The organism is Neorhizobium sp. JUb45 (assembly GCF_004343585.1).
Lineage (GTDB): Bacteria > Pseudomonadota > Alphaproteobacteria > Rhizobiales > Rhizobiaceae > Neorhizobium.
In genome coordinates this window covers 206,141-218,057 of the sequence record NZ_SLYW01000001.1, presented here as the reverse complement: position 1 = coordinate 218,057, position 11,917 = coordinate 206,141, and the positions used below count along the sequence as shown (strand labels likewise).

Here is an 11,917-nt window from a genome sequence, read left to right as displayed (position 1 = left end):
CGTTACGAGCGATCAGCGCTGTGGGGCGCCGTCTGGGTGTTGCCTTCCGCTTCTGCCGTGGCAGCGCCCGGCACTCGCACCTTCATGTCTTCCGCCATGAACTGCGTTCCCGCGGCGACGACCGTTTCACCGGGCTTGACCCCATCGGCGATCCGCACGCCGTCATCGGAAAAACCGGCAACGGTAACGGGCCTCGCATGCACGGTACCCTTGGCCTTGTCGACGATCCAGACGATCGACTTGCCGTCCTTCTGGGTGACGGCGGCAAGCGGCACGGAATAGGCGGCAACCGCACCATCGGTGCGCGCCGTGATCATGCCGGTCATGCCGAGCCGCAACTGTTCATCATCCGGCAGGCTGACACGGACCATGAATGTGCGCGACTGGGTGTTGGCACTGCCGGACACTTCCCGGACTTTGCCTTCCAGCGTCAGGTCGCGATAGGACCAGAACGTCGCCGAAACCGTCTTGCCGGGGCGGAACTGGGCGATGTCGTTTTCCGGCACCGCGATCTCGACTTCCTTCTCGCCATCGACTGCAACGGAAATCACCGTCGTACCGGCAGCAACCACCTGGCCAGCCTCGGCGCTGACGCCGGTAACGATACCGTTCACGTCGGATTTGAGTTGCGCATAGGCAACCTGGTTGCGCGCCTGCTCCAGCGCAGAGACGGCCGACTGAAGGGCCGACAGCGCCTGATCGGCGGCAAGCACGCTCTGCTCCAGCTCGGCCTGCGGTGCGATGTTCTTGGAAGCAAGGTTTTCGGCGCGGCGGCGGGCAAGCGTCGAAATTTCCACCTGCTTTTCGGCGGATGCCAGATCGGCCTCGGCACGGCGGACGGCCAGTTGCAGATCCACGGCATCAAGACGGGCAAGAACCGTGCCGGGCGTTACCCGCTCGCCGACATCAACCAGCCTCTCGGTGATTTTTCCAGCGACGCGAAAACCCAGATCCATCTGTTTTCGTGCCCGGACGGAGCCGGAATAGACGAGTGCGCGTCCTTCATCGGCAGCACCGATTTCGGCAACCTTTACCGGTCGCAGGACCTCGGCCGTTTCCGGCTTTTTCTCTTCCGAACAACCGGCGAGAATGGTGAGCGTGGAGGCCAGAACAAGGCCGATGGACAATTTCGAAAACGACGACATGACCGCACTCCCATGCGATTGAAACCTGACGCACCTGCTTGCCCCTATGGGGATCAGCGGAGCGCCCTGATAGCGAATTCAACGAGATCTTCCGGCGTTGCCAGCCGGCTGTCAGCAAGGCAGTCTGCAATGATCTGAGGATGGCACAGCGCCACCGTCGCCTGCATGAAACAATCCGATGCGATTTCGACATTCTGCTGGCGGAACTCGCCGGCCTTGATGCCCTGATCAATCAGTTCCGCGACAAGAATGCGGATCCGCTCTATATGCTCTTCGATGACCTGCCACTGCTGCTCCATGGCAATCACAACCATTTCGTGCACCTTATTCTCATGCAGCATGGTTTCAAGCGTCATCCGATGCTGGCCAAGCGCATAGGCACGCAGACCGTCGGCAAAAGTCTTGCCGCTGTGGGCATTGGCGACTGCCAGATCATAGCTGGCGGCCAGCATGCGGCGCGCCAATGCCTGATGGATCTCCGCCTTGGAGGCGAAGAACCGGTATATGTTTGCGGGCGACATGCCGAGTTCCTTGGCAATGTCGGCCACATTGGTCTTGGTGTAACCGTAGTGCCGGAACAGGCGTTCGGCAGTGTCCAGAATACGCGCGATATTTTCCGACCGCACATCTCCTGCTTGGGCGCTGGCGGCGGCATGACTGGCCTGAAGGCTGTCGCTCATGTCTGCTCCGTTACGACTGACGAATTTTAATTTTCGTCAGTCGTAATTCGACAATGGGTGTTTGTCAATCGCTCGGCAACCCTTTCCGAAGGATTATCGGTTTCGGAACCAATTCCGTATTAGAGTATTCTTGTGAGACTCTGAGGGAGCGACGGGACGACCATGAACCTGGCCAAAGGCCATCCGCCAATGCTGACGAGCGAGGGGCTCTACCAGACGCTTCTGGATTCCATCACCGACTACGCCATCTACATGCTGGATGCGGATGGTCACGTTTCCACCTGGAATTCCGGTGCCGAACGCATCAAGGGTTATGGCGCCGACGAGATCATCGGACAACATTTCTCACTCTTCTATACCGAGGAGGAGCGTGGCCGCGGTGAACCGCAGCGCGCACTGACCATCGCCCGCCGCGAAGGGCGTTTCGAAAAGGAAAGCTGGCGGGTGCGCAGCAACGGCAGCCGCTTCTGGGCGCATGTCGTCATCGACGCCATTCATGATGATGCCGGCCATGTCGTCGGCTTTGCAAAGATCACCCGCGACAACAGCGAACGCATGGAAGCGCAGAAGGCTCTGGCCAAAGCCCGCGAGGAACTGTTCCAGGCACAGAAGATGGAAGCGATCGGCCAGCTGACCGGCGGTGTCGCCCACGATTTCAACAATCTGCTGATGGCGATCATGGGCAGCCTGGAAATGCTGCGCAAGCGCTTGCCGGAAGACCCGTCGCTTATGCCGTTGATCGACAACGCCATTCGTGGCGCCGAACGCGGCGCGGCACTGACACAGCGCATGCTGGCCTTTTCGCGCCGGCAGGAACTCAACGTCCTGCCCGTCGACGTACCGAAACTCGTCTTCGGCATGCGCGATTTTCTCAAAAGCTCGCTCAGCCAGACACTGTCCATCGAAACCGATTTTCCCGACGATCTGCCATTGGTTTTGACCGACCCGAACCAGCTGGAAACCGCGCTTTTGAACCTCATCGTCAATGCACGCGATGCCATGCCGCATGGCGGCAACATCACGATCTCAGCGGCAGCGCGAGAAATCGTCGAAACGGACGCCCGCCTCAAGCCGGGCCGCTATCTGTGCATCAGCGTGAAAGACGATGGCGAAGGCATGGACGCGGAAACATTGGAGCACGCAACGACGCCCTTTTTCACCACCAAGGGTGTTGGCCGCGGCACCGGGCTCGGCCTTTCCATGGTGCAGGGCCTGATCGAACAGTCCGGCGGCGCGCTCAGTATCGAAAGCGCGCGCGGCAAAGGCACGACGATTTTTCTCAACCTGCCGATTACCGGAGATGACGACGCTATCATCGAGCCGGAACTCCCGCTGCTTTTGCCCGAACAGAACACCCGCCCGCTCACCATCCTCGCGGTCGATGACGATGCGCTTGTGCTGATGAACACGACGCTGATGCTGGAAGATCTCGGCCACACCGTCATCGAGGCCTATAACGCCGCCGATGCGCTGTCCGTCGTCAACAGCGGCGAAGCGATCGACCTTGTCATCACCGACCATTCCATGCCGCAGATGACCGGCTCAGAGCTGGCGCTGGAAATCGCAAGACTGCGCCCCACCCTGCCGGTGGTCTTGGCGACCGGCTACGCCGAACTGCCGGCCGGCAACGATCAGCAGCTTCCGCGTCTGGCAAAACCGTTTACACAGGCGCAGCTGAAAGAGATCGTCGGCACGGCCATCCATTGAACCAAACCGCCCTCCCTCGCGTTGATCCTGCAGGACAACCGAAGGAGGACCGATCATGGTGTTCAAACCGCCGATGTTTTACGACAAGGAACCGACGATCGAGGTGGAAAATCCGCCCGTCGCCGAACTTGAAACCCGCGTCGCCGAGGCACTCGCCACCAGTTTCGGCGTCGATGCCAGCGATGTGACCGTGGTAGCGGACGGATCGGAAATCACCCTCACCGGCACGGTTCTGGATGACGGCGAGATTGCCCGCGCCACCGAGATTGCCGCCTGTGTGGATGGCGTCAGTCAGGTGCGCAATTTTATCCGCAGTGGTGGTTTTCTGCATTAATCGACAAATGTTTCCATTAAAAAGCCGGGGCGAAAACGTCCCGGCTTTTTTCGTTCAAGTGTGCCTCTTACCGCGGCAGCGCATAGGCAATCACATAATCCCCCGGCTTGGTGCCGACAGACCCATGTCCGCCCGCCACCATCACCACGAACTGACGGCCATCCTCCACCGCATAACTCATCGGTGTCGCCTGACCACCCGCCGGAAGACGGGCTTCCCACAATTGCTGGCCATTGGTGAGATCATAGGCGCGCAAGTAATCATCGACAGCTGCACCGAGGAAAGCGACACCGCCCTTGGTGATCATCGGCCCGCCAATGCCGGGCACGCCGATCTTGAAGGGCAGCGGCAGCGGCGTCATGTCGTAAACGGTGCCGTTCTTGTGCTTGTAGGCGGTTTCGCCGGTGCGCAGATCGACGCCGGTGACATAACCCCATGGCGGCGCCTGGCAGGGAACCTGCAGCGGCCCGAGGAACGGCCCCATCTTGACGCCGTAAGGCGCGCCGTCATTGCGGTTGAGGCCCTGTTCGCTGCCCTTTTCATCCTGTCCCTTCGGCGGCACCTGGTCGCGCGGCACGAGCTGCGAGGTAAAGGCCAGATAGGTCGGCATTCCGAACATCACCTGCCGTTCAGGATCGACCGCGACGCCACCCCAGTTGAACGTGCCAAAATTGCCGGGATAGACGATCGAGCCCTCCAGTGACGGCGGCGTGTACCGGCCATCGTAGCGCAGCGAGTGATAACGGATGCGGCAGACCATCTGGTCGAAGATGGTCACACCCCACATGTTGCGCTCTTCCAGTTTCGGCGGCTTGAAGCTGAGGCCCGAGGTCGGCTGCGTCGGCGCGGTGAAGTCACCGGCAATCGCGCCTGTCGGTGCAGGTTCTTCCGTGATCGGAATGATCGGCTCGCCGGTGCGGCGGTCGAGCACGTAGATATCGCCCTGCTTGGTCGGGCCAACCAACGCCGGAACGGTGCTGTTGTCGGGTTTCTTGATATCGATCAGCGTCGGCTGGGCCGGCACGTCCATATCCCAAAGGTCATGATGCACGAACTGTTTGACCCAGCGGTCGGCACCGGTGTTGAGATCGAGCGCGACGATCGACGACGAGTATTTTTCGACGTTTTCGCTGCGACCGATGCCAAGCTGGTCCGGCACCTGATTGCCGAGCGGGATATAGACGAGACCGAGTGCCTCATCGACACTGAAGACCGACCAGCTGTTGGGCGAATTCACCGTGTATTTCTGCCCTTCCGGCAGCGGCGTCGTCTGCGTCGGGTTGCCACTGTCCCAATTCCAGATCAGCTGCCCGGAATTGACGTCGAAGGCGCGAATGACGCCGGACTGTTCCTGCGTCGAATAATTGTCGTTCACCGCCCCGCCGACGATGATCTTGTTGCCGGCAATGGCGGGCGGCGAGGTCGAGTAATAATAACCGGCCGGGTTGAACGGCATGCCGGCTTCCAGATGCAACGTACCCTTATCGGCAAAGCTCTCGCAGATCTGGCCCGTACCGGCATCGAGCGCAATCAGGCGCGCATCGGATGTTGGCAGGTAGACGCGGGCAGCGCATGGCGTACCGGCGGCCGCAGCCGTATCGGAATAATAGCTGACGCCGCGGCAGGTCTGGTGCTGACGGTCGGGATTGAGGCCGACATTGGGATCGAATTTCCAGATCTGCTTGCCGGTGGTCGCATCCAGCGCGATCGCCCAATTGTGCGGCGTGCAGAGAAACAGCGTGTTGCCGACCTTGAGCGGCGTCACCTGATAGGTGGTCTCGCCGACATCGTCCGGCAGTTTCACGTCACCAGTCTGGAAACGCCAGACTTCGGTTAGCTTGGCGACGTTTTCCCTGTTGATCTGGTCGAGCGGCGAATAACGCTGGCCATAGGGCGTGCGGCCATATTGATGCCAGTCGGCCGGCGGCACGTTGCCGCCGAGGTTGGGCGCTGCCGCCACCACCTCTTCCGGCAGGTCGCCGGACTGGTCATGCGGATCGAATAACATCGATACCAGCGCCACCAGAACCGCAATGCAGACGGAGACGGCGAGCGGTCGCACATCGGCGCCGTAACGGAAACCGGTGGTCGGGCTGGAAAACCCGAGCGGCCGGCGGATCCACGGCGTCAGCAACCAGATGCCGAGCACGATGATGACACCACCGCGCGGCCCAAGCTGCCACCAGTCGAGACCGACTTCCCAGACGGCCCAGACAAGCGAGCCGATGACGATCACCGCATAAAGCGACAACGCCAGCGGACGGCGCATGAACAGCAGGATGGCGGTGAGCACGAAACCGATGCCGGTAATCAGATAATAGGCGCTGCCGCCGATCATCAGAAGGTGACCGCCACCCGCGGCCAGCGCGATCCCGATCAGAGTGAAAAGGATCGCGGTAATGGTGATCGCCATGTCGGCCTCCGGCTGGATAAGCGGTGTCTTGTTCTGCAAATTGCGCGTTTGCTCCGCCCGTCAAGCTGGCGAACTGTGAAAATTATTCGATGACGGCGCAGGCCAGCCTATCGCCGGCCGCACCGGAAGGCTGGGTCTTGTAATCATCCGGCTTGGCATGAACCATCAGGGCGCGGCCGACGATGCCCGTTTCACCCTTGTCGAGCGTCACCGCATCATTGATCACCTGCGCCCTGAGCACGCCACCGGCGCCGACATACTGGTTGGGCATGTCACCGGCATGCGGGCCGTTGGCGGCCTGATAACCGTGTTCCTTGCCATCCGGATTGAAGTGACCACCGGCGGATTCGTGGTGGGAGGCGGCATCACAACTGCCGGTCTGATGCACATGGAAGGCAACCCATTGCGAGGCCGGCAGCCCCTTGATCTCGACATTGATCAGAACGCCCGCTGGCGTCGTGCTCAGATCAGCCTTGCCGGCATCCTCACCTTTTGCGCCGACGAACTTCGCCGTTCCTGTGGCGGTCACGGGTGCCACCTGATCGGCCGCGACGGCAAAGGTCGCACTCGAGGCCAGCGCGACGGCTGCAAAAATGGCGATGCTTTTCATGGTGTCTCTCCCTGTTTTACCAGACGATGCCTGCGTCAGACGTGTGTCGTCCCGTTTTCGTTACCTTCGCCAAGCTCGATCAGGATCTGATGCCGCGCCCGGTTGAGGCGGCTCTTGACGGTGCCGACGGCGCAATCGCAGATTTCCGCAGCGGATTCGTAGCTTTCGCCCAGGATCGCCACCAGCGTCAGCACTTCGCGGTAATGCGGCGGCAGTTTTGCCAGCGCCCGCTGCACCTCCTTGGCGCGCGCCGCCACCTCCTGCGAGGCGGCGATCGGCGTATCACCCGAAACATTTTCCTCGATGCCCGGCGCTTCGCGACCCAACACCTTGGCGCGCGTGTAGAAAGTGTTGCGCATGATCGTGAACAGCCATGATTTCAGCTTCGTGCCCGGCTCGAATTTGTCGAGATTGCCGAGTGCCTTCATCAACGTCTCCTGAACGAGATCGTCGGCATCGCTGGAATTGCGGCAAAAGGTGCGGGCAAAGGCCCTGAGTGCGGGGATCAGCCGGACGATATCTGCGCGTGCAGGATCACGACTCAACTGTGATTCAGACACCGGGGCGCACCTCTTTCAAAATCTGCGGATGGTAATGACGGGTGCAAACGTCTGCTCTGTCCATTTGGTTCCGAACAAGCCGGCGCTGTCGCATTCGCGCATCAGCCATCCGATGAATCGTCCACCGACACCGTGGCAAGGGTGCAATGCACACACCGAGCATTGACTTGGGTCGCCATTATGCGCTTTCGAATAATTAAGCATGGGCAGATAAAATCGAATGCTGGGGGCAACGAGACCGTTGGCGGTCCAGTAAAGCCATGCGGCAGAGGCAAGAATGACGAAAGACAGCACGCTTGTTCCCGATGAACCCACAAAGCTTGGCAGCCGGGTATCGCAGGAAGTCGCCATTCTCCTGAGCGAGATCGAGAAGGAAGCAGTGCCGGATCGCCTGCTCAAGCTTGCGCAGGATCTGCAAGAGGCACTTCACGACAAGCTGGCCGACAAGACCTGACTTTACGCCATTTAAGGCAACACCTACTCCTTCAGTATTTACAGTTGCCCAATCCGGCTGCCTCCTGCGGTCGGCGCCAGATATTTTCCGATTTTACAGTTGCAGACATGCGGGAACAATTCGACACATTGTCGGTTAGCTCCTCGTCGATGAAACGCGACAATCCCAAAATATCATCCGCAAATCAGGAGGACGCCCGTTATGGCAACGAAGACGCTGGAAGACCTGTTTTACGAAACTCTCAAGGACATCTATTACGCCGAGCGGCAGATCGTGAAGGCGCTGCCGAAAATGGCGCGTGGGGCGCAGGACCCGAAACTCAAGCAGGCATTTCTGACCCACAAGGAGGAAACCGAAGGTCAGATCGATCGCCTGAAGCAGGTTTTCGAAATCATCGGCAAGCGCGCGCAGGGCAAGACCTGTGATGCGATCGAAGGCATCCTCTCCGAAGGCGAAGAAATCCTTGAAGAATTCAAGGGCACGCCGGCGCTCGATGCAGGGCTTCTTGCCGCGGCACAGGCCGTTGAGCATTACGAGATCAGCCGTTACGGCACGCTGCGTGCCTGGGCAAAACAGCTGGGCTTGAAGGAGGCCGTGACGCTTCTGGAGCAAACGCTTGCGGAAGAAAGCAAGACCGACGAGGCACTGACGACGCTTGCCACGACGGCCGTCAATTCCGCTGCAAAAAAGGCAGCGTGAACCAGTTGCAATGCAACAAGAAGAGGCCCGCCAATGGCGGGCCTTGCCGTATCATCCGGCTGTCTTTTCAGGAGCGTATCTGCGGATAAGGCGTTGTCACATTTTGATCGCAGGGCGCCATGCCGCCATCCAGTTCCTGGCGGCGGAAAACCGGCTTTTGCAGGCTGTTGCGTTCACGTTCGGCATGCAGATGTGCGGCTTTCAGGGCCAGAGTATAGCTTGGAAAAGACGCTGACGGCATGCCGTTGATCACATAGATCCACCCCGTCGAGTGGGGCAAGATATCGAAGTAGTTCTGCATGGTTTGTTTCCTCCCGGCACCCGAACGAGGAACTGTCAAAAAGGTTCCTGCAAAAAAAGAAGCACCGCACAAAAATTTGCCTTGCGTAACGGAACTTTTGCGCGTGTCATCTGTTGTGACAACCGGGCGAACGGAGACGTAATCATGGCGGAATCCGAACACGAGTGGATCAGTAAGCGTGCCTACACGTTGTGGGAAGAGGAAGGCTATCCGACAGGCAAGGATAACGAACACTGGGAAAGGGCGCGGCAGGAATACCAGCTGTTTGCACCGCTTGGTGTGACCAAGGGTCTGCCGAAAGGCAAGAAACCCAAGGCAAACGGTGCCGCAACTGAGAAGCCGGCAACAAAAAAGCCTGAAGCTGTCGCCAAAACGGCCAAGCCGAAAGCGGCAAAGGCTGCACCGGCAAAGTCGGCAGACGCAAAAACAGCTGACGCCACGCCGGCACCGGTGAAGCCAGCGACAAAAACTGCCAAACCTGCCAAGACCAAGGCGATTGCCGCCGAGGCAAAACCGGCAGCAAAAACGAGATCAAAAAAGCTCGCCGCGGATTAACCCGTTTCGGCTTTTCATATGCATTGGCGCTGCCGTGGACATCTCCGCGGCAAACGCATTCTTTTGTCTGTAATCGACGAGTTATATTGTGAAGCGATGGTTTCGTTTACCTTTTGCATGGAGATTTGAGGCGACCGAGGACGCCGACCTCCATTCAGGCATCAGGCAAGACTGCGAGAAGTGCCCGCGGCAGGCATATGGGAGGCAGGCACGATGATGAATGCACCTGTAACCTTCGAACAGACCGGCATGCGTGATCCGACACGCAGCGCCGTGATTGCGCGCAAGAATATGGGCCGCGATGGCGGCCAACTGTTTCGTCAGGGGGAAATGCAATCCATGCGCGTGCTTTCAGTGACATCCGAGGTCTTCCCGCTGATCAAGACGGGCGGGTTGGCGGATGTGACGGGATCGCTGCCCAAGGCATTGCTGTCTTCCGGCATCCAGACCACGACGCTTGTGCCCGGTTATCCGGCTGTGATGCGTGAAATTGGTAGCCACGTGCCGCTACTCGTGTTCGAAGACCTGCTTGGCGAGCGCGCTTCGCTGCTGCATGGCAAGGTCGGCGATCTCGATCTGTTCGTGCTCGATATCCCCACGCTCTATGACCGCCCCGGCGGCCCCTATGTCGATCAGCACGGCAACGACCACCCGGACAACTGGAAACGCTTTGCCGCCCTTTCGCTGGCCGGCGCCGAAATCGCCAATGGCCTATTGCCCGGCTGGCTGCCCGACCTCGTGCACACCCACGACTGGCAGTCCGCACTGACCTCCGTCTACATGCGTGAAAAAGGCTGTACGACACCGGTCGTGCTCACCATCCATAACCTCGCTTTCCAGGGCCAGTATGCCGCGAGCCTGCTGCCCCTGATGGGCCTGCCGGCGAGCACGATGTCGATGGATTGCCTCGAATATTTTGGCGATATCAGCACCCTCAAGGGTGGCCTGCAGACCGCCGATGCCATCATCACCGTCAGCCCCACCTATGCCCGCGAAATCCTGACACCGCGCTTCGGCATGGGTCTCGATGGCGTGCTGAATGAACGCGTCACGGTTCTGCGCGGTATCGTCAACGGCATCGACATGGATATCTGGGACCCGGCCACCGACGAACATATTCCGCAGAATTACGACACGACCAGCCTGCGCCGCAAACGCGCCAACCGCAACGCCCTGCTCGACCACTTTGGTCTCGACCGTGGCGATGGCCCGATCTTTTCCGCCGTCAGCCGTCTGACCTGGCAAAAGGGCATGGACATGTTTGCCGACACCGCCGACGAAGTGATCTTCAAGGGTGGCCGCATCATCGTTTTCGGTCAGGGCGACCATGATATCGAGCAGAAACTGCTGGAAACCGCCGCCCGCTTCCCCGGCCGCATGGCCGTGCATATCGGTTATGGTGAACCGACCGCGCATCTCATCCATGCCGGCTCGGATGCCATCGTGCAGCCATCGCGTTTTGAGCCTTGCGGCCTCACCCAGCTTTATGCGCTGCGTTATGGCTGCGTGCCTGTCGTCTCACGCACCGGCGGCCTGTCGGAAACCATCATCGACGCCAATGATGCGGCGATTTCCGCCCGCGTCGCCACCGGTTTTCAGTTCCACCCGGTCAATACCGACGGCCTGCGTCTTGCCTTGCGCCGCACGCTCGATGCCTATGCCGATCCGCGCAGCTGGGCGCGCCTGCAGAACCAGGGCATGAAGACCAAATTTTCGTGGGAACGCAGCGCCGACCAATATGCCAACGTCTACAACAGCCTCGTGCGCGGCGCGGCCGTCACGGACGAAAACGCCCGCCGTCAGGTCTACTGACGGCGTTTTTGCCGGCGTGCGGCGCGCTTGCCACGGATTTCGGTGATCGGCAGGCTTGGCGATGGACGGTTGTTCGCATGAATGAAAAGCCGCATGAGCAGAAACAGCGGCAGGGCAATGACGGCGACAAGAATGCTGCCCTCATGAATGGAGGCACGGTCGGCCCACACATCGACGCGAACGGGGCTGCCAAACATGCCGACGAGCAGCAATGCAAAACCCAGAACGGCAATAGCGACGGCGATGATGCCGCCGAACCATCCGAGCGACAGTTTTTCGCTCCAGTCGAGAAGCACCGCACCGACCCCGCCACTCGCAAAAATCAGGCCAAGCGTAATCAGATAACTGCGCAGAAAAAGCGTCATGGCTGGTCTTGGTCCCGGCTCACCTTCAGCCGCCGCCCCATGTGCCGCATATTGACATAGGCAAGGCAGAGCCAGCTGATCACATAACCCACCGCACACAGCGCCATATAGGCGAACAGCCGGCTGGAAAGCCCGTACCATTCCATCTGCTGCGCCACGATCCCCGACAGCATCAGCACGGCAATCGCCACCCAGAACGCAGCCGTAATTTTCCAAGATAGCGGCAGTGGTCGACACGCCCAACGAAAGAACACGGATTTCTGCTTGTCTTTGCCGGTCGGT

At 59.8% G+C, this 11,917-nt stretch carries 13 protein-coding genes and 1 pseudogene; 6 read left to right on the top strand and 8 right to left on the bottom strand.

All coding sequences use genetic code 11. From position 1 onward, the window contains the following. Positions 1 to 2: 2 nt before the first annotated feature. A complete protein-coding gene (locus tag EDF70_RS00920) occupies positions 3 to 1,145 on the bottom strand; it encodes an efflux RND transporter periplasmic adaptor subunit (protein WP_132271380.1) in 1,143 nt (380 codons plus the stop codon). Between the two features lie 53 nt (positions 1,146 to 1,198). Continuing rightward, the gene (locus tag EDF70_RS00915) at positions 1,199 to 1,825 is read right to left on the bottom strand and encodes a TetR/AcrR family transcriptional regulator (RefSeq protein ID WP_132271379.1); all 627 of its coding nucleotides are present in this window, start codon (positions 1,823 to 1,825) and stop codon (positions 1,199 to 1,201) included. Between the two features lie 162 nt (positions 1,826 to 1,987). Here EDF70_RS00915 and EDF70_RS00910 point away from each other — a divergent pair, with 162 nt between their 5' ends. Together EDF70_RS00910 and EDF70_RS00905 are read left to right on the top strand one after the other, a co-directional pair. Next, complete coding sequence (locus EDF70_RS00910) at positions 1,988 to 3,532, top strand: PAS domain-containing sensor histidine kinase (protein ID WP_132271378.1); 1,545 nt, start codon at positions 1,988 to 1,990, stop codon at positions 3,530 to 3,532. Between the two features lie 55 nt (positions 3,533 to 3,587). Then, complete coding sequence (locus EDF70_RS00905; protein ID WP_132271377.1) at positions 3,588 to 3,866, top strand: BON domain-containing protein; 279 nt, start codon at positions 3,588 to 3,590, stop codon at positions 3,864 to 3,866. A gap of 67 nt (positions 3,867 to 3,933) precedes the next feature. Here EDF70_RS00905 and EDF70_RS00900 read toward each other — a convergent pair whose 3' ends face one another. From EDF70_RS00900 to EDF70_RS00890, 3 genes are all read right to left on the bottom strand, one after another. After that, positions 3,934 to 6,279: a glucose/quinate/shikimate family membrane-bound PQQ-dependent dehydrogenase gene (locus tag EDF70_RS00900; RefSeq protein WP_132271376.1), complete on the bottom strand. Its 2,346-nt coding sequence runs from the start codon at positions 6,277 to 6,279 to the stop codon at positions 3,934 to 3,936. Positions 6,280 to 6,361: 82 nt separating this feature from the next. Further along, positions 6,362 to 6,889: a superoxide dismutase family protein gene (locus EDF70_RS00895; protein ID WP_132271375.1), complete on the bottom strand. Its 528-nt coding sequence runs from the start codon at positions 6,887 to 6,889 to the stop codon at positions 6,362 to 6,364. 35 nt (positions 6,890 to 6,924) lie between these two features. Beyond that, positions 6,925 to 7,449: a sigma-70 family RNA polymerase sigma factor gene (locus tag EDF70_RS00890; RefSeq protein ID WP_132271374.1), complete on the bottom strand. Its 525-nt coding sequence runs from the start codon at positions 7,447 to 7,449 to the stop codon at positions 6,925 to 6,927. 277 nt (positions 7,450 to 7,726) lie between these two features. Here EDF70_RS00890 and EDF70_RS29875 point away from each other — a divergent pair, with 277 nt between their 5' ends. Both EDF70_RS29875 and EDF70_RS00885 read left to right on the top strand, forming a co-directional pair. Next, positions 7,727 to 7,903: a hypothetical protein gene (locus EDF70_RS29875; RefSeq protein WP_165931911.1), complete on the top strand. Its 177-nt coding sequence runs from the start codon at positions 7,727 to 7,729 to the stop codon at positions 7,901 to 7,903. Positions 7,904 to 8,104: 201 nt separating this feature from the next. Beyond that, positions 8,105 to 8,602: a ferritin-like domain-containing protein gene (locus EDF70_RS00885; protein ID WP_132271373.1), complete on the top strand. Its 498-nt coding sequence runs from the start codon at positions 8,105 to 8,107 to the stop codon at positions 8,600 to 8,602. Positions 8,603 to 8,669: 67 nt separating this feature from the next. On the opposite strand, the gene EDF70_RS00880 is transcribed toward EDF70_RS00885, so the two are convergent. After that, the gene (locus EDF70_RS00880) at positions 8,670 to 9,065 is read right to left on the bottom strand and encodes a hypothetical protein (RefSeq protein WP_132271372.1); all 396 of its coding nucleotides are present in this window, start codon (positions 9,063 to 9,065) and stop codon (positions 8,670 to 8,672) included. Here EDF70_RS00880 and EDF70_RS30680 point away from each other — a divergent pair. Both EDF70_RS30680 and glgA read left to right on the top strand, forming a co-directional pair. Further along, positions 9,048 to 9,158, top strand: a pseudogene (locus tag EDF70_RS30680) (DUF2934 domain-containing protein); the annotation flags it as partial. The gene EDF70_RS00880 and the pseudogene EDF70_RS30680 sit on opposite strands and share 18 nt — an antisense overlap. Before the next feature lie 639 nt (positions 9,159 to 9,797). After that, positions 9,798 to 11,270, top strand: coding sequence for a glycogen synthase GlgA (gene glgA, locus EDF70_RS00870; RefSeq protein ID WP_132272515.1), 1,473 nt, complete (start codon positions 9,798 to 9,800; stop codon positions 11,268 to 11,270). Here glgA and EDF70_RS00865 read toward each other — a convergent pair. Both EDF70_RS00865 and EDF70_RS00860 read right to left on the bottom strand, forming a co-directional pair. Beyond that, positions 11,264 to 11,635 carry a hypothetical protein gene (locus tag EDF70_RS00865; protein ID WP_132271370.1) on the bottom strand — a complete coding sequence of 124 codons (372 nt, stop codon included), beginning with the start codon at positions 11,633 to 11,635 and terminating at the stop codon, positions 11,264 to 11,266. The genes glgA and EDF70_RS00865 overlap by 7 nt on opposite strands. Beyond that, entirely contained in the window at positions 11,632 to 11,889 is a 258-nt protein-coding gene (locus EDF70_RS00860) for a hypothetical protein (RefSeq protein ID WP_132271369.1), read from the bottom strand. Before EDF70_RS00860 ends, EDF70_RS00865 begins: the two co-directional genes overlap by 4 nt. Positions 11,890 to 11,917: the final 28 nt, after the last annotated feature.

Bases quoted from the DNA above. Each gene is read 5' to 3' on its own strand.
- EDF70_RS00920 (WP_132271380.1), bottom strand. From the start codon at position 1,145: ATGTCGTCGTTTTCGAAATTGTCCATCGGCCTTGTTCTGGCCTCCACG.
- EDF70_RS00915 (WP_132271379.1), bottom strand. From the start codon at position 1,825: ATGAGCGACAGCCTTCAGGCCAGTCATGCCGCCGCCAGCGCCCAAGCA.
- EDF70_RS00910 (WP_132271378.1), top strand. From the start codon at position 1,988: ATGAACCTGGCCAAAGGCCATCCGCCAATGCTGACGAGCGAGGGGCTC.
- EDF70_RS00905 (WP_132271377.1), top strand. From the start codon at position 3,588: ATGGTGTTCAAACCGCCGATGTTTTACGACAAGGAACCGACGATCGAG.
- EDF70_RS00900 (WP_132271376.1), bottom strand. From the start codon at position 6,279: ATGGCGATCACCATTACCGCGATCCTTTTCACTCTGATCGGGATCGCG.
- EDF70_RS00895 (WP_132271375.1), bottom strand. From the start codon at position 6,889: ATGAAAAGCATCGCCATTTTTGCAGCCGTCGCGCTGGCCTCGAGTGCG.
- EDF70_RS29875 (WP_165931911.1), top strand. From the start codon at position 7,727: ATGACGAAAGACAGCACGCTTGTTCCCGATGAACCCACAAAGCTTGGC.
- EDF70_RS00885 (WP_132271373.1), top strand. From the start codon at position 8,105: ATGGCAACGAAGACGCTGGAAGACCTGTTTTACGAAACTCTCAAGGAC.
- glgA (WP_132272515.1), top strand. From the start codon at position 9,798: ATGCGCGTGCTTTCAGTGACATCCGAGGTCTTCCCGCTGATCAAGACG.
- EDF70_RS00865 (WP_132271370.1), bottom strand. From the start codon at position 11,635: ATGACGCTTTTTCTGCGCAGTTATCTGATTACGCTTGGCCTGATTTTT.